Here is a 23,432-nt window from a genome sequence, read left to right on the forward strand (position 1 = left end):
AGGCGTTGAGCTAACCTGTACTAATTGCCCGTGAGGCTTAACCATACAACACCCAAGGGGTTTTGATGGACTCAATGAAAGAACATTGAATGTGTAAGAACGAGAATTAAAAAACAGCTTTCCAGATTAAAGAATTTGCTTGGCGACCATAGCGTTTTGGACCCACCTGATTTCCATGCCGAACTCAGAAGTGAAACGAAATAGCGCCGATGGTAGTGTGGGGCTTCCCCATGTGAGAGTAGGACATCGCCAGGCTTTAAATTTAAGAAGCCCGCTCGAAAGAGCGGGCTTTTTTGCATCTATAGAGTTTTAAAATTAGCTCACTTTATACCTAAAAAGTGTTCATCTAAGGTGCGATATACTTGCTCTCTGCAACCTTCCAAAAGGCTTTAACAAGCGGATTCTCCAGCTGAGTTTTGTTGCAGCAAACACCAAGTTTAAAAGGTTTAATTGGTAAGACTTTTAAACGATTTATCTTTTCTCTTACTGGACTGTTGTTGATTACAACATCAGGTGCGATACCTACTCCACATCCCAATGCAACCATACTTACGATGGCTTCATGTCCGGAGGTTTGTGCGTAGATCTTTGGCTTTATTTTCATTTGTTTGAGCCAAGTATTGGCCCTGTCCCTTGCCGTTCCTGCTTCTGGGAGTATGAATGGAATGACCGACCAGTCTGGTTTTTCTTTTTGTAGCTCTTCAGCAAACGCACTAACCCCAACAGGTACGATGACAGAAAGTGGGATTTCACTGATCGTTTCAAATGCGATTTTATTTGGCATCTGTTCTGACTTGGCTGATATGGCAATATCGGCTTCATCTGCTAGTATTTTGTCGATCGCTTGAGCTGGATCGCCGGTTGATAGTTTGAACTCAATGAAAGGGTTCTGAATACGAAAGTCAGAGATTAGCTCCGGAAGATGGCTGTAGCTTGCAGTAACAGAACAAAAGAGACGGATTTCTCCTTTCAATTCATCCTCGGTTCCCTTCAGGTGACTCTGATACTGCTGCCATTCGCCAAGAATCTTTAAGGCTACTGGGACTAGCTTTTTACCTTGGATAGTTAAATCAACGCTACGGTTGTCGCGTAAAAACAATTGTTGGCTGGTTTCCTCCTCTAATTTTTGTATCTGTCGGCTTAAGGCTGAAGGGCTAATATGCATTGCCGCTGCGGTCTTGGCGAAACTTTTACTCTCACAGAGATGAATGAAAAGTTGCAGGCTTTTGATATTCATTAAATTTTCATTTCCATGTTGCATAAATTGCAATAACTAATTGTGAATATATCACTTTAAGCAATCTCATGTCTGTTTTAGTATGAAGTTATTCGGTAAGGCAATTACTGACCTCAATGGAAGAATCTCAAAGGAGCACCCAGATGGCTAATTATTTCAATACCCTAAACTTGCGCGAGCAGTTGGACCAATTAGGTCGTTGTCGTTTTATGGACCGCAGTGAGTTCGCTTCAGAAGCGGATTATCTGAAAGGTAAGAAAGTAGTCATTGTAGGTTGTGGTGCTCAAGGTCTTAACCAAGGTCTGAACATGCGCGACTCTGGTCTAGACGTTGCTTATGCGCTTCGCCAAGCCGCGATTGATGAGCAACGCCAGTCATTCAAAAACGCAAAAGACAACGGTTTTGAGGTAGGTAGCTACGAAACGCTAATTCCACAAGCTGATCTAGTAGTAAACCTTACTCCAGATAAGCAGCACACAAACGTTGTTGAGATGGTAATGCCGTTAATGAAAGAAGGCGCAGCACTAGGTTACTCTCACGGTTTCAACGTTGTTGAAGAAGGCATGCAAATCCGTAAAGACCTAACGGTAGTAATGGTTGCACCTAAATGTCCAGGTACGGAAGTTCGTGAAGAATACAAGCGCGGTTTCGGTGTACCGACTCTTATCGCTGTTCACCCAGAGAACGACCCAAAAGGTGAAGGTTGGGATATCGCGAAAGCTTGGGCAGCAGCAACCGGTGGTCACCGTGCTGGCTGTCTAGAGTCTTCTTTCGTTGCTGAGGTGAAATCTGACCTAATGGGTGAGCAAACTATCCTTTGTGGCATGCTACAGGCTGGCTCTATCGTGTGTTACGAGAAGATGATTGCTGATGGTATCGATCCTGGCTACGCTGGTAAGCTTCTTCAATACGGTTGGGAAACCATCACTGAAGCACTGAAGTTTGGTGGTATCACTCACATGATGGATCGCCTAACTAACCCTGCAAAAGTGAAAGCATTTGAGCTTTCTGAAGAGCTAAAAGAACTGATGCGTCCGCTATACAACAAGCACATGGATGACATCATCACCGGTCACTTCTCTAGCACTATGATGGCTGACTGGGCAAACGACGATGCAAATTTACTAGGCTGGCGTGCAGAAACGGGTGAAACTGCTTTCGAAAACTACCCAGAAACTGACGTAGAAATCTCTGAACAAGAGTACTTCGATAACGGTATCTTGATGGTTGCTATGGTTCGTGCGGGCGTTGAGCTAGCATTCGAAGCGATGATGGCATCTGGCATCATCGATGAGTCTGCTTACTATGAGTCTCTACACGAACTGCCACTTATCGCAAACACTATCGCACGTAAGCGTTTATACGAGATGAACGTGGTTATCTCAGACACTGCGGAATACGGTAACTACCTGTTTGCTAACGTAGCAACGCCGCTTCTACGTGAGAAGTTTATGCCAACCGTAAATACTGACGTAATTGGTAAAGGTTTAGGTGAAACGTCTAACCAAGTGGATAACGCGACTCTTATCGCTGTGAATGAAACAATCCGTAACCACCCTGTAGAGTACATCGGTGAAGAGCTACGTGGTTACATGACTGATATGAAGCGTATCGCGGTGGGCGGCTAAATTACTGGCCTTAAGGTTCCATTTGGTGTCGAAGGTGCTCGTTTACTATCGTAAAGTCCGCGCCTTCTCCTAGAAATGAAGCCTTAATACTGCGTAATTTACTTAGTCTCAAGTAACGCAGTAGATAAACTCCAGGCAGACTGGAGTGATAAATACAAAATAAACACAACATCTAATCAAAAGGCTTGGTCGCCGTTGACCAAGCCTTTTTGTTTTTAGCCGATTTATCTGCGCGCCGATAAGAAAAACGCTCCTTTGTGAGGAGCGCTTTGATACTTATTTTTCAGCAAGCTTTTCTTCAAGTTGTGCCAACTTCTGTTCCATTTCTGTTAGCTTTTGACGTGTACGTAGTAAAACTTGAGTTTGAACATCAAACTCTTCGCGACTTACAACATCTAGCTTGTTTAGCTGGCCTTGGATTACTTGACGAACTTTCTGATCGACATCAGAGCCCAACTCTTTTACAGGTTGAGGCATTGAGTCGTGAATCTGTTTAGCAATTTGCTCTAATTTCTTTGGGTCAAACATAGTGGCTAAAACTCCTTTTGATTTGTCCTCATTTTAAGTAAATGATACGTGAAAGTCGCCATTTAGATGGCAAAAAAGAGAGCGGCAATAAAAAAGGCCACCGAAGTGACCTTTTTGAATGCCTTAATAGCTTATCTGTTATCCGCTAATTCACGATGAGCTGCTTTCGCTTCGTCAACTCGCGCTAACTTCTCCAAGTCTTTGTCTTCAACAAATACTGGCAGAGGTTTGTGTTTTTCAGCTAGGTAGCTGTAAATCACAGGTAGTACAAATAGTGTGAACAGTGTACCGATTGCAAGGCCAGCAACGATGACGATACCGATACTGAAACGTTGCGCGGCACCTGCACCTGTTGCGTACATCAGCGGGATCAGACCTGCGATCATCGCTGCAGTGGTCATTAGGATAGGGCGAAGACGCACTTTCGCAGCTTCCATCACCGCATCAATACGAGACAGTTTATTATGTAACTGCTCTTCTTTGGCGACTTCACAGATCAAGATACCGTGCTTGGTTATTAGGCCGACCAGCGTTATCAAACCAACCTGCGAGTAGATGTTCATCGAGGCCGTACCCCAGGCCAATGCGATCAAGGCACCACATATTGCCAGAGGTACAGATACCATGATGACAATAGGATCGCGGAGTGATTCAAATTGAATCGCCAGAACGAGGAAGATGATCGCAAGTGCAAGACCGAAGGTTGCATACAAGGCACTACCTTCCGTTACAAACTGACGAGATTCGCCCATGTAATCGTGGTTATATCCTGCAGGCAGTTTGGTTTGTGCAATATTTTCAAACCAGTCGATTGCGTCACCCATAGCAACACTAGGTGATGGTACTGCACCCACAGTCGCTGAGTTTAGCTGGTTGAAGTGTGGCAAAGAGCGAGGCTCAGCCACCACATCGATAGTAATCAGACTGCCTAATGGAACCGCTTTACCATCCACAGAGCGTACATAGTAGTTCTTCATCGATTCTGGGTTTAGACGCCATTTACGCTCAACTTGAGGGATCACCTCGTACGAGCGGCCATTCAGGTCGATTCGGTTTACATAACCATCTGCCATCATGGTGCTGAGGGTGATGCCAATGTCTTGCATAGTCACACCGTAGGCACCGGCTTTGTCTTTATCGATCTTGATCTTCATCGTTGCTGAATCGTAGTTCAAATCCAGGTCGGAATAGACAAACATTGGGCTACTTGCAACATCGGTTAGAATATCGCTAGCGATAGTAAACAAGCTCTCGAAGCTATTTGGTGTTGTAATTACAAACTGAACAGGTAGACCTGAGCCTGCACCTGGAAGCTCTGGCATTTGGAATGCAGTGACAGACATACCAGGCACACTTGATACTAGGCCACCCACACGTTTCGTGATTTCAGATTGGCTTGCCTCTCGTTCACTCCAAGGCTTCAATGTTGCTAGGCCAAACGCTTGGTTTGAGTTTGGTACACCATTAAAGACCTGTGCGTATTCCACCTCCGGTTGATCTGAGAGTATTTGGTTTACGTCATCCATGGTATTTTGGATATAGTCCAAGTTCGCATTTGATGGGGCGGTACCCATCAGCATGACCACACCTTTATCTTCAGATGGTGCTAGTTCGCTAGGAATAAACTTGAACAAGACCGGTAAGCTTGCAAATACAATGATTGCAAACGCAATAACAACCGGACGATGAGCCATTACCGCTTTCAACATGCCTTCGTAACGAGTGGTCATGCCATCAAGGATATGGTGAACTTTTTGCTCAAACTTGCTTGGCTTCTCGTTCGCCTTCAGCATCTTCGAACACATCATTGGTGATAGTGTCAAAGCGATGATGCCGGATACGAATACTGAACCTGCCAGTGTCAAAGCGAACTCTTTGAACAATGAACCGGTGATACCACCCATCAATGCGATCGGTGCGTACACTGCACCTAGCGTCAATGTCATCGCGATAACTGGAACCGCAATTTCACGCGTACCAATAATTGCAGCTCGGAATGGCGATTCCCCTTCTTTGATGTGACGGTCAACGTTTTCTAGTACAACGATCGCGTCATCCACCACCAGACCGATGGCAAGCACCATCGCCAGTAGCGTCATCAAGTTCCAAGAGAAACCCATTGCCTGCATCACCATTGCCACACCAATCAATGAAAGTGGAATGGTCACGATAGGAATGATTACCGCGCGGAATGAACCTAGGAACAGTGTGATAACCACAAGTACGATTACTGCTGCTTCAAGAATCGTTTTCACTACTTCGTGAATCGATTCGTTGATAGCGATAGTTGAGTCGTACATTACGTTCATTTTGATGTTACTTGGTAGGTTGCGCTCAAGCTGAGGCAACAGTTCAAGTACGTCTGCTGCAATGTTGATTGGGTTAGCACTTGGCGCTGCGTTGATCGCTGCAACCACAGCTTCTTGACCGTTTGCACTTGCGCGATAAACGTCGTGACTCTTCTCTAGCGTTACTTTAGCGATATCACCTAGGCGGATGACATCCCCTTCACCAGTTTTCACGACCAATGCTTCAAGTTCAGCAACGTTTGATACCTGAGTATCTGCGCTACCGTTATAAAGCACGAACTCACCCGTCGCTTGACCGGTTGCAGATTGGTAGTTGTTGGCGTTAAGAACGCTCATCACATCGGTTGCGGTCAACTTCAAAGCGCCCATTTTGGCAGGATCTAGCCATACGCGCAGTGCGTACTTCATACCACCATACAGGTCAACTTTGGACACACCGTTTACGGTGAACAACTGCGGGTTGATTACACGCTCAAGGTAGTCAGTGATCTGGCTTGAAGATAACTCGTCACTCGTAAAGCCGATGTACAGTACCGCCGTTGTCGAACCTGTCGACATGGTTACGGTTGGGTCTTCGGCTTCTTTTGGTAGCTGTGAACGTACCGAGTTGGTTTTCGCCAGAATGTCAGACAACGCCGCATTTGGATCAGTATTCAACTTCATGTTTACAGTAATGGTCGATTTACCCAATACCGATTGCGAAGTCATGTAATCAATATTATCGGCTTGCGCTACCGCTTGCTCCAATGGCTGAGTAATAAAGCCTTGGATCAAGTTGGCACTTGCACCGTAGTAACTGGTGGTCACGGTGACCACCGTATTCGTCATTTCAGGGTATTCACGAACCTGCATTTTGAACACCGCTTGCAAACCAAGCAATGCAATCAAAAAGCTGATCGATACCGCTAAAACTGGACGTTTTATAAAAACATCTGTAAAGCGCATGATGCCTCCAACTTAAAGCATTGGTGTTTCAGCAGGTGGGGTAGTTGCATCGCTTTCGACAATGCTTACTTTCGCATGGTTACTCAAACGGACTTGACCCGATGTCACCACTACATCACCTGGCTTCACGCCTTCTAGAATGTGTGCGATATCTTTAGAGCGTTCGCCAACTTTTACCACATGCTGCTTAACGCGTTTTTCGCCATCTTCTTCTGTTACGATGTAAACATTGTCGCCATACAGCGTAAATGTGATCGCGGTTTGAGGTAGCGTGACCTGATTTTCTAATTTAGGCAGAATGATGTTTGCACGCGCGAACATACCACTACGTAGTTTGCCGTCACTGTTAGGGATATCCGCTTGAACTTGAATCAAACCACTTTGTACGTTTACAGCTGGTTCAATCGCAGAAATAGACCCTTTGAAAGGTTGGTCTGGATAAGCGTCAACAAAGATATCCACTTCTTGATCGATATTGATACGTGAAATATCGGTTTGTGGCACGGTGAAGCGCAAGCGCATCACGCTGGTATCTTCAAGGCGAACAATATCGGTGCCCGCCTGTAGGTACTGACCGAGGTACACGTTACGAATACCTACCACACCATCAAATGGCGCTTTGATTTCGCGTCGGTCGATGGTTGCTTTCAGGCTTTCAATATCCGCTTTTAAGGAGAAGTAGTTTGCTTCTGCTTCGTCATACGCTTCTTTAGAAATAGAGCCTTTTTTGAATAGGCCTTGGTAGCGTTTGTATTTCGCTTCTGCCGCTGGCAACTTAGCTTGCGAGCTCTTCAAATTTGCTTTTTCGACTTCAGAATCAAGCAACACTAATGGCTGACCCGATTTAACTTGAGCACCGGAATCAAACGCGATTTTATCGATAACACCGCTGGTCTCATTTGCTACCGTCACGCCTTGGTTTGGCTCGATAAAACCAATTGCTTCGATGACTGGTACCCAATCCACCGCTTGCACTTCTGTCACGGTTACTGGGAACTCAGGTTCAGGACGGTTTGCCATGTATTCAGCGATCTTTTGTTGCTTAAATAAATTGAAACCTATCACGCTGCCGAACAAGAGAACGGCGATAAGTAACATAAAGAAAGTCCACTTTTTCATTCTATTAAGAACTCCAAGTTAGTGTTTAATAATTGCATCCCAACTGGCTTCAATAGCGGCCTCTAATGCCGTCTTATCCAGTTGATAAAATCCCAAAGCGTGTTTCCGAGCAAGTGCAACACTTGCCTCAAAACTTAATCCAGAAAGTACTTCGTTATCGAGAAGCTTGAATACTCCCTCGTCTTTACCCTGATTAAAAAGAAGATCTACTTGGGCAAACATTTGTCTCTCAAGTTCCCGAGCTTTGCTACTATTTGAACAGGGTAAAGACTCATATTGGACTCGGTTGCTGATCGCACTTAAGTTCGAGCTCGCTAAATTCCAAATATTGAGCCACATGGTTCGATAACGCTGTTTTAAAGGCATCTCTTCACTAACACCTAGTTGCACCGCAGTAGCAACACGCTTAGCAACGTTAAGGCGTAGTTCCTCTAAAAGATGTTCTTTATCTGAGAAATAACGGTAAATCGTCCCTGCTGCGACACCTGCCTCATTGGCGAGCTTTTGCATGGAAAGCCCTTGAAAACCAGATTCGGCAATGAGTTGTTCAGCAGCGACTAAGATTTGTTCTCGTTTATCTACAGCAGGGTTATCCTTCATAATGTCACCCTTTAGTGAATGAACGTTCATTCATTATAGCTTAAATACCCGCCATTTATGCAACAGAATATTGCACTTAATTGGTGTAAAAATTACAAGAAATCAGCATAGCTTTCACGAGGCCACCCCTTTATCATAGGCGCCACATTCATCACCCGCAGAGAATTTCTATGAAGCTGAACCCTAGTCAAGATGAAGCCGTGAAATACGTGTCTGGTCCATGCCTAGTGCTAGCTGGTGCTGGCTCGGGCAAAACTCGTGTTATTACCAATAAAATCGCTTATCTGGTTCAGCAATGTGGTTACAAAGCGCGTAACATTGCGGCGGTGACGTTTACCAACAAAGCAGCACGTGAAATGAAGGAGCGTGTAGGTCAAACGTTAGGGAAAGGTGAGTCTAAAGGTTTGATGGTATCAACATTCCACACTTTAGGATTGAACATCATCAAGCGTGAGTACAAGCATTTAGGGTTGAAAGCGGGCTTCTCACTGTTTGATGACCAAGACCAGCTAGCGCTGCTCAAAGAACTTACCGAAAAGCAGCTTGATGGTGATAAAGATCTGCTACGTCAGCTTCTGAGTTGTATTTCCAACTGGAAAAACGACATGTTGACGCCAGAGCAAGCCAAAGCGCGTGCGCAAGGTGAACAGCAACAATTGTTTGCGTTCTGTTTTGATATGTACCAAAAGCAAATGAAAGCCTATAACGCGCTTGATTTTGATGACCTAATTTTGATGCCCGTTTTACTCTTACGTAATCATGAAGACGTTCGTCAGCGTTGGCAGAATCGTATCCGTTACCTACTGGTTGACGAGTATCAAGATACCAACACGAGTCAGTATGAGCTGGTCAAATTAATCGTCGGAGAACGTGGGCGATTGACGGTTGTAGGGGATGACGATCAGTCTATTTATTCATGGCGTGGTGCGAAACCTCAGAACCTCGTGTTGCTGGGTGAAGATTATCCGAATTTGCGTTTGATTAAGCTAGAGCAAAACTACCGTTCAACGAGTCGAATCCTGCGTGCGGCCAACATTTTGATAGCTAACAACCCTCACGTCTATGAGAAGTCCTTGTTCTCTGAAATTCCTGACGGTGAAAAACTCAAAGTGTTGTTGGCTAAAAATGAAGAGCACGAAGCAGAGCGCGTAACGGGTGAACTAATTGCGCATAAGTTCCTAAACCGTACCGAATATAAAGATTATGCGATTCTATATCGTGGTAACCACCAATCACGTTTGATTGAAAAGTCTCTGATGCAAAACCGTGTACCGTATAAAATTTCTGGCGGCACCTCGTTTTTTGCGCGCGCAGAGATTAAAGACATCATGGCGTATTTGCGCGTTTTGGTTAATCCGGATGACGACAATGCATTTTTGCGCATTGTGAACACTCCGCGACGTGAAATTGGCCCAGTAACGTTAGAGAAATTAGGCAGTTATGCCAATATGCGAGGCAAGAGCCTGTTTGAGTCGAGCTTTGAAATGGGGCTCGAACAGCACCTAACGGGACGTGGCCTAGAAAACCTGCGTCGTTTCACCCAATGGCTAGTGGCGATCGCTGATCAAGCTGAGCGTGGTGATACCGTCGAAGCGGTTCGTTCGCTAGTTCGTGATATCCATTATGAAGATTGGCTATACGAAACTTCAGCAAGTCCGAAAGCCGCTGAAATGCGAATGAAGAACGTTTCTGATCTTTATTCATGGATAGTGGCGGACCTAGAGGGTGACAACTACGATCAAGAAGAGAAAACGTTAAAAGAAGTCGTTCAACGTTTGACCTTGCGTGACATGATGGAGCGCGGTGAAGAAGATGAAGACAGTGATGCAGTACAACTGATGACCTTGCACGCATCAAAAGGCCTTGAGTTCCCATATGTATACTTAATTGGGTCCGAAGAAGGTATTTTACCGCACCAAACCAGTATTGATGAAGATAACGTGGAAGAAGAGCGTCGCCTGATGTACGTTGGTATTACTCGCGCGCAACGTGAACTGACTTTCACTATGTGCAAAGAGCGTCGGCAGTTCGGCGAGTTGATCAAACCGACTCAAAGCCGCTTTTTGGATGAGTTGCCATTTGATGACGTTGAATGGGAAGTAAACAAAAAGCCAGTATCAGCAGAAGAGCGTATGGCGAAAGGTCAAGCACACATTGCCAATATTCGAGCAATGTTTAAGAAGTAAAGTAACCCTGTTCTCACTGACTAAAAACAAAAAGGCTTGCCAACTGGCAAGCCTTTTTCGTTGATGTCTTTACTTATAGACCTTCAATCATGTGGTCAATTGCTGCGATGATTTCATCGTCAGAACAGTCCATACAGGTTCCTTTGGCTGGCATCGCATTGAAGCCTTCTAATGCGTGCTTCACTAACGTATCTTTGCCTTGTGCAATACGTGGTGCCCAATCATCGGCATTACCTGTTTTAGGTGCGCCGTTTACACCAGATGCGTGACAAGCAATACAAAAAGTACCATAAACTGTGGCGCCATCACGTGGACCGGTTGGCTCTTCTTTCACTGGCTCAGAACCCGCTAGATAAACATCACCGACAGGTTGGATGCGTTCTGCGATCGCATCGTATTCAGTTTGGCTGATGTCAGAAGCTAAAGCTGCCGTAGAAAACGTTAAGGCAGCGAACAAAACGCTAATCATTTGTCGAGACATATCCATTAAACCCACTTCACATTCCCGAGGTAAGTGACTTACCTATTTATATAGTTAGAGTATTAATGCCGAGCAGAGAAATCATTAAATTCCACTGAATGGCATAGAATGATTAGACAACTTGGTTGCAGCTGTTAAATCAATGTAAATAATGGGTGATTATATCCCGATAACTTGTTGCAATAAACAACAAGTTATCCATGACAGGGCGTGAATCACATCAAAAATCCACTTTAACGGAAGATAACTGTCGAAAAAGAGACCAAACGATAAAAAAAGTAAAAAAAGTACTAGACGGCATAGTGTGATATCCGTATTATTCCACTCCGCCGATAGGGCATGCGCCCGTAGCTCAGTTGGATAGAGCGTTGGCCTCCGGAGCCAAAGGTCGAAGGTTCGAATCCTTTCGGGCGTACCATTGCCTCGGAGGATACATCGGTAAAAATCAGTGGTGGCTATAGCTCAGTTGGTAGAGCCCCGGATTGTGATTCCGGTTGTCGCGAGTTCAAGTCTCGTTAGCCACCCCATTCTTTCTTTTTTAGATTGAATGCGGTAGCATTGCTCCCAATCTTGATTCAATCAAGATAAAACATCGTCGGTGAATAGCGCAGCTTGGTAGCGCATCTGGTTTGGGACCAGAGGGTCGGGGGTTCGAATCCCTCTTCACCGACCACTATTTAGTTTATGGCTCTAATAGAGCGGTAAACAGCAAAAATTGATGGTGGCTATAGCTCAGTTGGTAGAGCCCTGGATTGTGATTCCGGTGGTCGCGAGTTCGAATCTCGTTAGCCACCCCATTAATTAAGGTGACTTCTTAGTTGAAGTGTCCTGTCTGATTTGAGAAAATCAGCAAATACAGTTCGGTGAATAGCGCAGCTTGGTAGCGCATCTGGTTTGGGACCAGAGGGTCGGGGGTTCGAATCCCTCTTCACCGACCACTATTTAAAGCCTCAGTCGAAAGACTGGGGCTTTTTTGCATCTCTCCTGAAAAGAATCGGCATTCCATTTCAATTTTTCCCAAAAGTGTACAGCTCTAGGGGCTTTTGACCACCTATGATCCAAATGCTTTTCGAGCTGACAAAATAAACCCCAGAGCAGTGTCTGGGGTTTTGTAGTTTTCTAATCCGCTGCTTTTATTGGGCGAGTGTTTTAAGGATTTCTTTCAGTTCTACCGTTTCTTGGATTTCAAAACTTGGCGTTATATCCGTTGAGTTGCTTGCGCCTGTCGCATTCACCCATACACTCAAAATGCCCATATTGTTAGCGCCAGCAATGTCAGCAGGTAAAGAGTCGCCCACGTGTAGAGCCTCTTCTGGTTTTACTTCGACCAAGTCGAGCGCTTTTTGGAAAATACTTGTAGCAGGTTTCTCTTCTGGCTCTTCTCCTCCCACAATAATATGGTCCACCCAGTTGCTCATTTGTGTCGCGTTTAATTTAGGGTGTTGAGAAAAAATCGGGCCGTTAGTGATCACGACGAGTTTGTAATGTTGACGAAGGTCGCTGAGCATTTCTTTTACACCAGGGAAGAAAGTGAACGCGCCCATACGTGCAGAGTCAAAGTAGTCTTGAGCTTGTTGAGCCTCTTTTGCAGTGATGCTGACGCCTTGCTCCGCCAAGATGTTTTGGATCAGGCCACAACGGAAGGCATTTTCATCGGGTAGCAGAGCAACAAGGTGAGGGAACTCAGCATTCAGCTTTTTGTATACACCCTGTAAGTAGCGCTGCAAAAAAGCTTTTGGCTCAGTCACTTGTGGGTAGGTTTTATGAATCCAAGTTGTAAACGCTTGTCCTGCAACTTTATCGGCTTGTGACGTTGCACATAAAGTCTCGTCCATATCAAAAAAAATCGCTTTAAGCACAGGGGCTCCTTTTATTTACGGCTTGGCTTTGACACTGTTCATCTATTATCCCACTCTCAATTGTGTCGTAAAGGGTTAAAACCGGCGAGTTTTCTTATGACGTACGAATGAAGATAGCGGTACTTTCCTTTGCTTAGTCAATAAACCGCTTAAGTGGCGCATAATCTGCATTGGAGCAGGATTTGTGTGGTTTTGCTGTTTTGTTCACGTTTTGACCTATCCTTTCTCTTCCTAAGTTTGGCTTTTTGTATTTGCCGACTATTTTATTAATAGTTTTTTATGTTGAAAAAACACTTTTTGCATATGATATTGTTTGTTAAATGTTAATAAATGCACATGAATAATATGGTTAATGATCTTGTTTAGCTCATGTTTACTTTTAGAGCATTTTTCTAGTTTTATTGGTGCATGACGCACAAAAATAGTGTGATATGAAAATGGTTAAATACTTGTTAATGCATTTTTATTCGCTAATTGTGCGTTTATTTAATGTTTTTTCGGCGGAATATACTTTAATTGTTGCTTTTTTGTGTGATTTTTGCCAAATTATTTCCGCATTAAGATTTCAGAGTATTATTCTGAATTTGAACGGATTCATTCAGGTGATGAATGGTGCCTTTGGCATGATTCGATACCACAGACAAGGCAGTAGAGGTCTGAAATGTCACTATTAGAAGTGAAAAACCTTCGTATTGAATACCCATCCCGACACGGCGTTCACGCTGCCGTGAAGTCACTTTCTTTTCATATTGAACGTGGTGAAATCGTGGGTGTTGTTGGCGAATCAGGTGCGGGCAAATCCACCGTTGGTAACGCCGTTATTGATTTGCTTAGCCCTCCAGGTCGCGTTGCTAGCGGCGATGTTTTCTTGGATGGAGAAAAAATTTCTGGCCTATCACCAGAAGCGATGCGTAAGGTTCGCGGCTCGAAAATAGGTTTTATTTTCCAAGATCCGATGACCTCGCTCAATCCACTTTTTACTGTTGAGCAACAGCTGAAAGAGACGATCCACGCCAACATGAAGGTCTCTGATGAAGAGGCGTATCAGCGCGCGCTTTCTCTTATGCAGCAGGTTGGTATTCCGCAACCAGAAAACCGCTTAAAACAGTACCCGCACCAATTCTCTGGTGGTATGCGTCAGCGTGTTGTCATTGCCATTGCTTTGGCTGGTGAGCCAGATCTCATCATTGCGGACGAACCAACTACGGCGTTAGACGTTTCTATCCAAGACCAAATCCTCAACTTGATCCGCGAGCTGTGTATCAAGAACAATGTCGGCTGTATGTTGGTTACTCACGATATGGGTGTCGTCTCCAACGTCACCGATCGCGTGGCGGTAATGTATCGTGGTGACTTGGTGGAGTTTGGACCAACAGCCAAAGTATTGGGCGATCCTGATCACTCTTATACTCGCAGTCTAATTTCAGCGGTACCACGTTCAGACAGAAAGTTAGATCGTTTCCCGTTAGTAAGCTATATCGAAGAAGCGGCGGAAATGGAGCCACTCGATATCAAGAACCACTGGTTAGGACAAAGCCAAGATGAGCGTGAGTACACTGGCCCGCTTTTGGACGTGAAGAACGTCAATCTTCGCTTTGTGACCAAAGACTCTTTGTTCGAGAGCCGCCGAGAATACGTGCAAGCATCCAATAATGTGAGCTTTGAAGTGCACGAAGGCGAAACCTTTGGTTTGGTGGGCGAGTCTGGTTCAGGTAAATCGACCATTGCACGTGTGATTGCTGGTTTATACCAACCTAACTCTGGTCAGGTGAAATTCGAGGGCATTGACCTGACCGCTTTAACCTCTGAGAAAGAGCGCCGCCCGATGCGTCGTCAAATGCAGATGGTGTTCCAAAACCCATATACTTCAATGAACCCTCGTATGAAGGTATTCGATATTATTGCTGAGCCAATCCGTTTCCATAAATTGACGAAAAACGAGTCGGAAACTCGCCAAATCGTGAATGACCTATTGGATCATGTTGGTTTGGGTCGAATGGCTGGGCTTAAGTACCCTCATGAATTCTCCGGTGGTCAGCGTCAGCGTATTTCTATTGCGCGTGCGTTGGCGACTCGTCCTCGACTTTTGATTTGTGATGAACCGACCTCAGCACTGGACGTATCGGTACAGGCACAAATTCTAAACTTGCTGAAAGATCTGCAAAGTGAGCTGAACTTGACTATGTTGTTTATCAGCCACGATTTACCTGTTATTCGTCAGATGTGTGACCGAGTAGGTGTGATGCAAATGGGTACACTTTTAGAAGTGGCACCAACAGAACAGTTATTCACGGCACCTCAACACGAATACAGCAAAAAATTGATTTCTCTGATGCCGGAGTTTACTGGCTTGCGAGAAGAGATCGAAACGGCATAAACCAAGCAATTCGCTTGGCTAACCTTTAGTCATAACAAAGACGCAAACACAACAACAAGGGATCCGTATCCCCGCATGAAGGAGTTATGCAAATGAAAACCATGAAAAGCAAATTAGCAGTGGCGCTAATGGCTGCGGGCCTAAGCTTTAATGCAATGGCAGCAGATATCAAAGTTGGCTATGCAGCTGACCCAGTATCGCTTGACCCACATGAGCAGCTATCAGGTGGCACACTGCAAATGTCACACATGGTATTTGATCCGTTGGTTCGCTTTACTCAAAAAATGGATTTCGAGCCTCGCCTAGCAGAAAGCTGGGAACGTATTAACGATACGACTGTTCGTTTCAAACTGCGTGAAGGTGTGAAATTCCATTCTGGCAATACTCTAACGGCTGACGACGTCGTGTGGACGTTCCAGCGTTTACAAAGCTCTCCTGACTTTAAAAACATCTTCGACCCGTACGAAAAAATCGTCAAAGTTGACGACAACACGTTCGATCTTGTAACTAAAGGTCCTTACCCACTAGTGTTGCAAACCGCAACGTACATTTTCCCTATGGACAGCAAGTTCTACACGGGTAAAACCGCAGACGGCAAAGACAAGTCTGAACTAGTGAAGCACGGTAACTCATTTGCATCGACTAACGTATCTGGCACGGGTCCGTTCATCGTGACATCACGTGAGCAGGGCGTAAAAGTGGAATTTGAACGCTTTAAAGATTACTGGGACAAAGAGTCGAAAGGTAACGTTGATAAGCTAACACTTGTTCCAATCAAAGAAGACGCGACTCGTGTAGCAGCGCTGCTTTCTGGCGGTGTTGACATGATTCACCCTGTAGCGCCAAACGACCACAAACGCGTTGAAGATGCTGACGGCATCGACCTAGTTACGCTACCTGGTACTCGTATCATCACGTTCCAACTAAACCAAAACAGCAACGAAGCATTGAAAGACGTTCGCGTTCGCCAAGCGATTGTTCACGCAATCAATAACGAAGGTATCGTGAAGAAAATCATGAAAGGCTTCGCAACGGCCGCTGGTCAGCAAAGCCCGGCAGGTTACGTGGGTCACGATGACAAACTGGTTCCTCGCTACGATCTGAAGAAAGCGAAAGAGCTGATGAAAGAAGCGGGTTACGAAAATGGCCTGACGCTAACGATGATCGCACCAAACAACCGTTACGTGAACGATGCGAAAGTAGCACAAGCGGCGGCGGCAATGTTGTCTAAGATCGGTATCAAGGTTGATCTGAAGACCATGCCAAAAGCGCAGTACTGGCCTGAGTTTGACAAGTGTGCGGCAGACATGCTGATGATCGGTTGGCACTCAGATACAGAAGACTCAGCGAACTTCAACGAGTTCCTAACTATGACTCGTAACGAAGAAACCGGTCGTGGTCAGTACAACTGTGGTTACTACTCAAACCCAGAAATGGACAAAGTGGTTGAAGCTGCGAACGTAGAGACGGATCCTGCGAAACGTGCAGAAATGCTGAAGGGCGTAGAAGCGACACTATACAACGACGCAGCGTTCGTACCGCTACACTGGCAAAGTGAAGCATGGGGCGCGAAGTCTAACGTGAAAGCAGCAGATATCGTTAACCCAATGGTAATGCCTTACTTCGGTGACCTAGTGGTTGAATAATCACGGTTAGTCGACTTTGAGGAGGGATGGATTTCCCTCCTCAACTTAAAGCACTCGACTCAGTTTTGTTTCAGTCGGATTGAGTTGGTTATTTAGACTGAATTTTCTCTCTAATTTAGAGATCTATGGATAGTTAAGGGGCAAGGAATGTTTTCGTTTCTGGTCAAGCGCCTGTTTCAGGCACTGATAGTGATGTTTGTGATCAGTTTGGTGGCGTTTGCCATTCAGGACAACCTGGGTGATCCGCTGCGTGAGCTTGTAGGTCAGTCGGTTTCGGAATCGGAGCGTCAAGCGCTACGCGACGACTTGGGCCTGAACGATCCCTTTATCACAAAGTACACGCGCTTTGTGGGTAATGCACTGCAAGGTGATTTGGGTACCTCATATTTTTTCAAGCGACCTGCGGTTGAGGTGATTCTCGACAAGCTGGTAGCTACATTAGAGCTCGTGTTTGGCGCGACGCTTATCATCATTGTTTTCTCTATTCCGCTTGGGGTGTACTCTGCGATTCATCCTAAGAGTGTTTTTACCAAATTTGTCATGGCGATGAGCAGTGTCGGCATCTCGATTCCGGTGTTCTTAACCGCAATCATGCTGATGTATGTCTTCTCCATAGAACTTGGTTGGTTGCCTTCCTATGGGCGAGGTGAAACCGCTAACGTACTCGGTTGGGAATCTGGCTTCTTTACCATTGATGGTATCAAGCACCTCATCCTACCTTGTATTGCGCTAGCGTCTATCATGCTGCCGTTGTTCATCCGTTTGGTACGTTCAGAAATGCTGGAAGTTCTGAGTTCGGAATACATTAAGTTCGCCAAAGCAAAAGGTTTGAACTTACAAAAGATTTATTACCAACATGCACTTAAGAACACCATGCTACCAGTATTGACGGTAGGTGGCGTGCAGATTGGTACCATGGTGGCCTACACCATTCTTACTGAAACCGTGTTCCAATGGCCGGGCACTGGCTTCCTTTTCCTAGAGGCAATCAACCGTGTAGATACACCGCTGATCACTGCCTACGTTATCTTTGTTGGTCTGATCTTCGTGGTAACCAATACCATCGTTGACTTGCTGTACGGCATCATCAACCCAACTGTGAACCTAACTGGAAAAGGAGCTTAATCATGAGCCAATCAAATTTAACACCAGCTCCTGCTCCATCAACGTGGCAGCGCTTCAAAGAGTCAGATTTTCTGTATTACTTCAAACGCGACAAAGTGGCGATGGCGAGTTTTACCGTCTTTATGATGTTCTTAGTATTGGCATTGGCTGCACCGATTCTTGCGCCAACAGACCCGTACGATCTGACGTCTATCGACATCATGGATTCTGAGTTGCCACCTTCGTGGATGGAAGATGGCGATGAGCGCTTTGTGTTGGGTACTGACGAGCAAGGTCGTGATATTTTATCGACCATTCTTTACGGCTCTCGTCTGTCTCTAACCATCGGCTTCCTGGCGGTTGGCCTTCAGTTGGTACTGGGTATCATCATTGGTTTGTCGGCGGGTTATTTCGGCGGCCGTATCGATAGCTTCTTGATGCGTTTTGCAGACGTACAGTTGTCGTTCTCGACCATGATGGTCGCGATCATCGTGTCAGCTATCTTCAAAGCCAGCTTTGGCAGTGATTTTTACAGCCAATATGCGGTGGTCATGCTGGTGGTGATCATCGGTGTGGCAGAATGGCCGCAATACGCACGTACTATTCGTGCCTCGGTATTGGCAGAGAAGAAGAAAGAATACGTCGAAGCGGCGCGTGTGATGGGCTTTAAAGCGCCTCGAATCATGTTCCGTCACATTCTGCCGAACTGTCTATCGCCAATCTTGGTTATCTCGACGGTACAGGTAGCGAACGCGATCATGTCGGAAGCGGCGCTGTCATTCCTAGGTTTGGGTCTGCCAGTCGATCAGCCGTCACTGGGTGCGCTAATCAGCATCGGCTTTAACTACATCTTCTCTGGTGCATGGTGGATTACTGCTTTCCCTGGCATCGTGCTAGTAACATTGGTTTTGGTTATCAACCTGTTGGGCGACTGGCTACGTGATGTATTCAACCCGAAACTGTACAAAGGATAAGAATTTTCCCACCAAGCGTTGTAAATTCACTTAATTCCTTCCTAAACTGAGAGCCGGATGCAAATTCCGGCTCTTTTTTTGCTAGTTATTCTTTGTTCACATTTTTTTGGCGCTTTGCCGCCATAATGACCTTACCCACTAATTTAGAGTGAAGTGTATGGAAATGAAGAAGGCACAACACCCATCTCGTATCTTCCAAGCAAGCCTGGCTTTGGGTTTGTTGCTAGTATGCGCCCAGTTTTCTAGCCCAGTATCGGCGGAGGAGTTCCTTTGCCAAGCCACTCAAGCCAGCGAGAAAGAATTACCGATGCTTGAGAAAACGTGCCCAATTGGTAACGGAGTATGGGGAAAGAAAGTGCCGCAGGGGGGCAACTACCTTTACTGGATTCAATGCGGATTGCTACCCAAGCCTATGTCTCTCGCGAAAGCTAAGCCTCTCTATAGTAAAATCACGACTGACGTATGGATGAAGCCTGAATCCAAAGGCTATCGCTGTTTGATTGGACCTTACAAGGCATTGTCTGATGCGAGGGATGACTTACGAGGAGTCAAAACCTTGTCGAATTACAAAGAGGCGTTCATCCGAGTGGTTGGGAAAGGGACGAAACAACCAGTAACACCACCTACACCTAAATCTACTGTATCGTCGAAATCAGCCGCATCTTCGGTTAAGCCAACACCGACGGTGACCCCGAAACCCGCGCCAGTTCCTGCTGTGCGAGCTGATACCGACGCCTTTAAAGCGCGGGCAGAGAAGCCAGATACCAAGGCAAAAAGTTCGCGTGATAGCTCTTCGTCTACGCCTGTTGCTAAGACCAAAGCGAAGCCAATTGTCACTGGAAATGATGACATTGAAGTTCGGTTGAGAACTTCAGTGCAGGGCAAAACGTACGTGGTCCCATATTTACTCGATCACCATAATCAGTTTTACATGGAACATGGTAAGCCGTGGAACCGCCTCAACTACGAAAACTCGCACAAAGTATGTCAGCAACTGGGTATGAACTTAGCTAACCCTGCAGAGTTTAAAGCGCTGAGGGCGTCTGGGGTGATGGAAAAAAATCAATGGCCACTGCAACTGCCGTATTGGGGCAAAGATAAGAAAGGTTTGTTCGCCGATCGTGAGCCCAATCAGCTCACCGGGACCTCATTGTTGAACGTGGTGTGCGTGAAATAACGACTCAGATATTGCGGTCAAAATATAGAAGAAAGCCCCGAGTTCGGGGCTTTTTTGCGGTCTCAAATATTATCGCTATTTGAGTGGCGTTTCTTTGTGATGCGTTTGCTAATACGCTCTACCACTGATATTCATCTCATTTTGCGAATTATTTTCACTGAGCTTGTCGGCAGAGAGTCTATTCGTCATAATGTTACTTGTAACATTACTGATAAATCACATATTTATGGCTCAACAGAATAAGAAAACTCGTACGACATTGCAGGATGTCGCAGACCAGGTTGGCGTCACGAAGATGACCGTTTCACGCTATATGCGTAACCCTGAATCGGTGGCAGAAAAGACTCGGGCCAAGATTGCGACTGCGATTGAAGAGATGGGTTACATCGAAAACCGTGCACCGGCGATGTTGTCAAAGTCCTCCAGTAAAGCCATTGGTATTTTACTGCCGTCTTTGTCCAACCAAATTTTTGCTTCCTTTGTTCAGGGCATAGAGATGGTGACCAAAGCCAATGGCTATGAGACGCTTTTAGCGCATTTTAGCTACGATGAGCTTGAAGAAGAGCGCAAGATCGCGTCATTACTCTCTTATCAAGTCGATGGACTTATTCTAACTGAAAGCCATCACACGCCGCGTACATTACAGATGATCAAAAATGCGGGCATTCCGGTGGTCGAAACCATGGAACTGCCATCGGAGCCGATTGATATGGCGGTTGGACTCGATCATGAAGATGCGTCGTACACCGTGGTTAAGCAGATGCTAGATACGGGGAAGCGTACAATCGTCTATTTTGGCGCGCGTCTGGATACGCGAACCAAATTGCGGATGCAAGGTTACGATCGCGCGATGACAGAAGCAGGGCTAGAACCCAAACATGTATTAACTGGTGATCATTCTAGTTTTTCTTTAGCGCATGATTTGCTCGAACGCGCACTGGAAATGCACCCAACGCTCGACGGGGTGTTCTGTACCAACGATGACATCGCAATTGGTACTATGCTGAGTGCGCAGCAACGTGGCATTCAAGTTCCACAGCAATTGGCAGTGGCGGGCTATAACGCGTTGGATATCGGTCAAACCATCAGCCCGAAACTGACCAGCGTTGATACGCCGCGTTTCCAAATTGGTGTAAAGAGCGCAGAGCTATTAATTGCGCGCCTGAAAGGCGAAACGCAAGAAGAAAAAGTCTTCGATATGGGGTATCAGATCACGTCGGGAGAGAGTGTTTAACTAATTGTTAACTGCTCTTTGTATTCGCTCATCAATGGTATTGGTAGGTTAGGGTATGGCACATCAGCTGGATGCATTGGATCTCAACTTAATGCGTTTATTAAAAGCCGTGGTGGAAAACCGCAGCATCAAGCTGGCCGCAATGCAGCTTGGCATTTCTCAACCGAGCGCCAGCCGCGGCGTGATGAAGTTGAAGCAAGTGTTTGATGACCCGCTTTTTGTGCGTAAAGCACATGGGGTAGAGCCATCACCCATGGCGATTCGTCTCGCCGCCGAGTTCGACAATATGGTTGCACCACTGGAAAAAGTGGTGCAAGAATTTGAAGTGTTCGACCCGCTGCAATACCAAGGGCAGATCGCGATTGTAACTGACCCTTATTTGATGGATGAACAAGGGCAGCGACTGCTCACTGGTTGTCATCGAGCCTTTCCCAAAGCGCACTTTGCCTTTTCCAGCTGGAATACTTACTCGCACGATGAAATGTTAGAAGGCGAGCACGATTACTGCATTCTTGACCAAGAGACCGAGCTGTCGAAAGACATTTACATGCGCCCGTTATTCGTTGAAAAACGAGTGATTTTGGCGCGCAAAAACCACCCAACGTTGTCGAAAGTCAGCAATGATTGGGACACGGTGTCCAAACTACCACTTGTCTCTTTGCCTGCGCCCGCGTCATATAAACCGCTTTGTACCGTGGAGTCCGAGTATCGACGCATGGGGTATGAGCCAGTAGTGTTACTGAAGTCCTATAATTTGCGTTTGGCTTGCCAAATGTTGCAAGAAACCGACGCGATTATGTATGCCAGTCAAAGCTCGGCATTGTTGATGCCAGAACTCGCCTCTTACGCAATGCCACCCGTTAATCGTGAGTTCAGTCAGTTTGTGGTCTCTGGCGGTTTCCTTCAAACCAACCGCAACCATCCTTTGCACAGACACCTACATAAAGTGGTGCGACAAACCCTCAATACGCCGCTGATTTTTACGCAGTGACGTCACCTGATGGCATCAGCTGAATGAGAGAGCAGATGCTTTAACCTTATCAATGTTGTGCGATTACATAGACAACTTATTTCTTAAGATATTCAAAAATGAATATCTCAATTACCTGTCTCTTTTTCCTACCCAGCGCTAACCTTATCTCAAATAGTCAGGAGAAGTGGCTCATTTTTATCTTTTTAACTTTTTGAATGTCGATACAGGTACGCGGCATTCACCATTCTCCGTTATGCATTTTTTTAATTTCTGATGGAGGATTAATCATGCTAGTTGCACGTCTATTTTTATTGCTCGCCATCGTTGCCGAAGTGGCTGGCACCAGCACTATGTCTCTTATCGGACAAGGGCACGGGTGGTGGGGCTACATCGTAATGTATGTGCTGATCGCAATCTCTTACTACTTTCTCGCGTTTGCCGCGAAGAAAATATCTATCGGTGTGGCATACGCTGTTTGGGAAGGGTTGGGTATCTCGTTGATCACCGTGGTGTCGATCATCGCCTTTGATGCCCACTTAAACCATCAAGAGTTGTTTGGTTTGATGTTAGCCGTTGTTGGCATTGTGTGTGTGACCTTAGGGGAATCACATGGTCAACCTAACGCCAAGAAAAATGCCGATAAACCGGCAAAAGAACGTTCATTTTCTACTAGTACAAGGTGCGAATCATGAGTCAATTTTTTACGATGTCATTTGGATTTGTCGTGATGGCTGCCTTGGTCGATATCATGGCCAATATGGCGCTGACACGCTCAAAAGGTTTTAAATATAAAGGCTGGGGCATTGCGGCGATTGTGTTGGTACTGACAGCATTCACGCTGTTGGCACAAGCGGTGAAAGAGATCGACTTAGCCATTGCTTATGCCTCTTGGGGTGCGATCGGTATCTTGGGTACCGCAGTGGGTGGAGCCTTGCTGTTTAAGCAGAAACTCAAGCCAATCGGCTGGTTTGGTATCTTTGTGGTGATTGCTGCGGTCGTAGTGATGAAGACCGCTTGATGTAATTTACTGAATGCTAGATATCGTCATTCTGAGC

The 23,432-nt window shown here is 45.8% G+C and carries 18 protein-coding genes, 5 tRNA genes and 1 rRNA gene; 17 read left to right on the top strand and 7 right to left on the bottom strand.

What is annotated here, in order from left to right; genetic code table 11:
- The first annotated feature begins 138 nt into the window (after positions 1-138).
- Positions 139-255: ribosomal RNA gene (gene rrf, locus R7F07_RS13165) — 5S ribosomal RNA — on the top strand.
- A 91-nt stretch (positions 256-346) separates the two neighbouring features.
- On the opposite strand, the gene ilvY is transcribed toward rrf, so the two are convergent.
- The gene (gene ilvY, locus R7F07_RS13170) at positions 347-1,237 is read right to left on the bottom strand and encodes an HTH-type transcriptional activator IlvY (protein ID WP_005379097.1); all 891 of its coding nucleotides are present in this window, start codon (positions 1,235-1,237) and stop codon (positions 347-349) included.
- Between the two features lie 143 nt (positions 1,238-1,380).
- On the opposite strand from ilvY, the gene ilvC reads away from it, so the two are divergent.
- The gene (ilvC, locus tag R7F07_RS13175; protein ID WP_318110519.1) at positions 1,381-2,865 is read left to right on the top strand and encodes a ketol-acid reductoisomerase; all 1,485 of its coding nucleotides are present in this window, start codon (positions 1,381-1,383) and stop codon (positions 2,863-2,865) included.
- A gap of 276 nt (positions 2,866-3,141) precedes the next feature.
- Here ilvC and ubiK read toward each other — a convergent pair whose 3' ends face one another.
- The 4 genes from ubiK to R7F07_RS13195 form a co-directional block, all read right to left on the bottom strand.
- Positions 3,142-3,393: a ubiquinone biosynthesis accessory factor UbiK gene (gene ubiK, locus R7F07_RS13180; protein ID WP_005379099.1), complete on the bottom strand. Its 252-nt coding sequence runs from the start codon at positions 3,391-3,393 to the stop codon at positions 3,142-3,144.
- Positions 3,394-3,524: 131 nt separating this feature from the next.
- Positions 3,525-6,647, bottom strand: coding sequence for a multidrug efflux RND transporter permease subunit VmeD (vmeD, locus tag R7F07_RS13185; RefSeq protein WP_005379100.1), 3,123 nt, complete (start codon positions 6,645-6,647; stop codon positions 3,525-3,527).
- 12 nt (positions 6,648-6,659) lie between these two features.
- Entirely contained in the window at positions 6,660-7,766 is a 1,107-nt protein-coding gene (gene vmeC / locus R7F07_RS13190) for a multidrug efflux RND transporter periplasmic adaptor subunit VmeC (RefSeq protein ID WP_158173543.1), read from the bottom strand.
- An 18-nt stretch (positions 7,767-7,784) separates the two neighbouring features.
- Positions 7,785-8,366: a TetR/AcrR family transcriptional regulator gene (locus R7F07_RS13195; RefSeq protein ID WP_005384254.1), complete on the bottom strand. Its 582-nt coding sequence runs from the start codon at positions 8,364-8,366 to the stop codon at positions 7,785-7,787.
- Between the two features lie 170 nt (positions 8,367-8,536).
- Here R7F07_RS13195 and rep point away from each other — a divergent pair, with 170 nt between their 5' ends.
- Positions 8,537-10,552 (top strand): DNA helicase Rep, encoded by a 2,016-nt coding sequence (gene rep / locus R7F07_RS13200; RefSeq protein WP_005379104.1) that lies wholly within the window; start codon positions 8,537-8,539, stop codon positions 10,550-10,552.
- A gap of 73 nt (positions 10,553-10,625) precedes the next feature.
- On the opposite strand, the gene R7F07_RS13205 is transcribed toward rep, so the two are convergent.
- Positions 10,626-11,039 carry a c-type cytochrome gene (locus R7F07_RS13205; RefSeq protein ID WP_005384252.1) on the bottom strand — a complete coding sequence of 138 codons (414 nt, stop codon included), beginning with the start codon at positions 11,037-11,039 and terminating at the stop codon, positions 10,626-10,628.
- A gap of 335 nt (positions 11,040-11,374) precedes the next feature.
- On the opposite strand from R7F07_RS13205, the gene R7F07_RS13210 reads away from it, so the two are divergent.
- The 5 genes from R7F07_RS13210 (at position 11,375) to R7F07_RS13230 (ending at position 11,971) form a co-directional block, all read left to right on the top strand.
- Positions 11,375-11,451 (top strand) — tRNA-Arg (locus R7F07_RS13210).
- Positions 11,452-11,484: 33 nt separating this feature from the next.
- A tRNA-His gene (locus tag R7F07_RS13215) sits at positions 11,485-11,560 on the top strand.
- Positions 11,561-11,629: 69 nt separating this feature from the next.
- A tRNA-Pro gene (locus tag R7F07_RS13220) sits at positions 11,630-11,706 on the top strand.
- A 48-nt stretch (positions 11,707-11,754) separates the two neighbouring features.
- A tRNA-His gene (locus R7F07_RS13225) sits at positions 11,755-11,830 on the top strand.
- A 64-nt stretch (positions 11,831-11,894) separates the two neighbouring features.
- Positions 11,895-11,971, top strand: a tRNA-Pro gene (locus R7F07_RS13230).
- A 195-nt stretch (positions 11,972-12,166) separates the two neighbouring features.
- Here the strand turns inward: R7F07_RS13230 and R7F07_RS13235 are convergent.
- Positions 12,167-12,892, bottom strand: coding sequence for an HAD family hydrolase (locus R7F07_RS13235; protein ID WP_005379107.1), 726 nt, complete (start codon positions 12,890-12,892; stop codon positions 12,167-12,169).
- A 661-nt stretch (positions 12,893-13,553) separates the two neighbouring features.
- Here R7F07_RS13235 and R7F07_RS13240 point away from each other — a divergent pair.
- The 9 genes from R7F07_RS13240 to R7F07_RS13280 all read left to right on the top strand — a co-directional run bounded on the left by R7F07_RS13240 (position 13,554) and on the right by R7F07_RS13280 (position 23,395).
- Positions 13,554-15,269 (top strand): dipeptide ABC transporter ATP-binding protein, encoded by a 1,716-nt coding sequence (locus tag R7F07_RS13240; protein ID WP_005379108.1) that lies wholly within the window; start codon positions 13,554-13,556, stop codon positions 15,267-15,269.
- 92 nt (positions 15,270-15,361) lie between these two features.
- Entirely contained in the window at positions 15,362-16,915 is a 1,554-nt protein-coding gene (locus R7F07_RS13245) for an ABC transporter substrate-binding protein (protein WP_005379109.1), read from the top strand.
- Between the two features lie 147 nt (positions 16,916-17,062).
- Complete coding sequence (locus R7F07_RS13250; protein WP_005379110.1) at positions 17,063-18,040, top strand: ABC transporter permease; 978 nt, start codon at positions 17,063-17,065, stop codon at positions 18,038-18,040.
- A gap of 2 nt (positions 18,041-18,042) precedes the next feature.
- A complete protein-coding gene (locus R7F07_RS13255) occupies positions 18,043-18,993 on the top strand; it encodes an ABC transporter permease (RefSeq protein WP_171343022.1) in 951 nt (316 codons plus the stop codon).
- Positions 18,994-19,150: 157 nt separating this feature from the next.
- On the top strand, positions 19,151-20,170 hold the full coding sequence (locus R7F07_RS13260) for an SPOR domain-containing protein (RefSeq protein WP_017636150.1): 1,020 nt from the start codon (positions 19,151-19,153) through the stop codon (positions 20,168-20,170).
- Between the two features lie 226 nt (positions 20,171-20,396).
- On the top strand, positions 20,397-21,404 hold the full coding sequence (locus R7F07_RS13265; protein WP_005379123.1) for a substrate-binding domain-containing protein: 1,008 nt from the start codon (positions 20,397-20,399) through the stop codon (positions 21,402-21,404).
- A gap of 55 nt (positions 21,405-21,459) precedes the next feature.
- The gene (locus R7F07_RS13270) at positions 21,460-22,395 is read left to right on the top strand and encodes a LysR family transcriptional regulator (RefSeq protein WP_005379132.1); all 936 of its coding nucleotides are present in this window, start codon (positions 21,460-21,462) and stop codon (positions 22,393-22,395) included.
- Between the two features lie 269 nt (positions 22,396-22,664).
- Entirely contained in the window at positions 22,665-23,069 is a 405-nt protein-coding gene (locus R7F07_RS13275; protein ID WP_005384225.1) for an SMR family transporter, read from the top strand.
- Entirely contained in the window at positions 23,066-23,395 is a 330-nt protein-coding gene (locus R7F07_RS13280) for an SMR family transporter (RefSeq protein WP_005478614.1), read from the top strand. Before R7F07_RS13275 ends, R7F07_RS13280 begins: the two co-directional genes overlap by 4 nt.
- Positions 23,396-23,432 lie beyond the last annotated feature (37 nt).

It is taken from the genome of Vibrio sp. YT-16 (assembly GCF_033337405.1).
Lineage (GTDB): Bacteria > Pseudomonadota > Gammaproteobacteria > Enterobacterales > Vibrionaceae > Vibrio > Vibrio alginolyticus.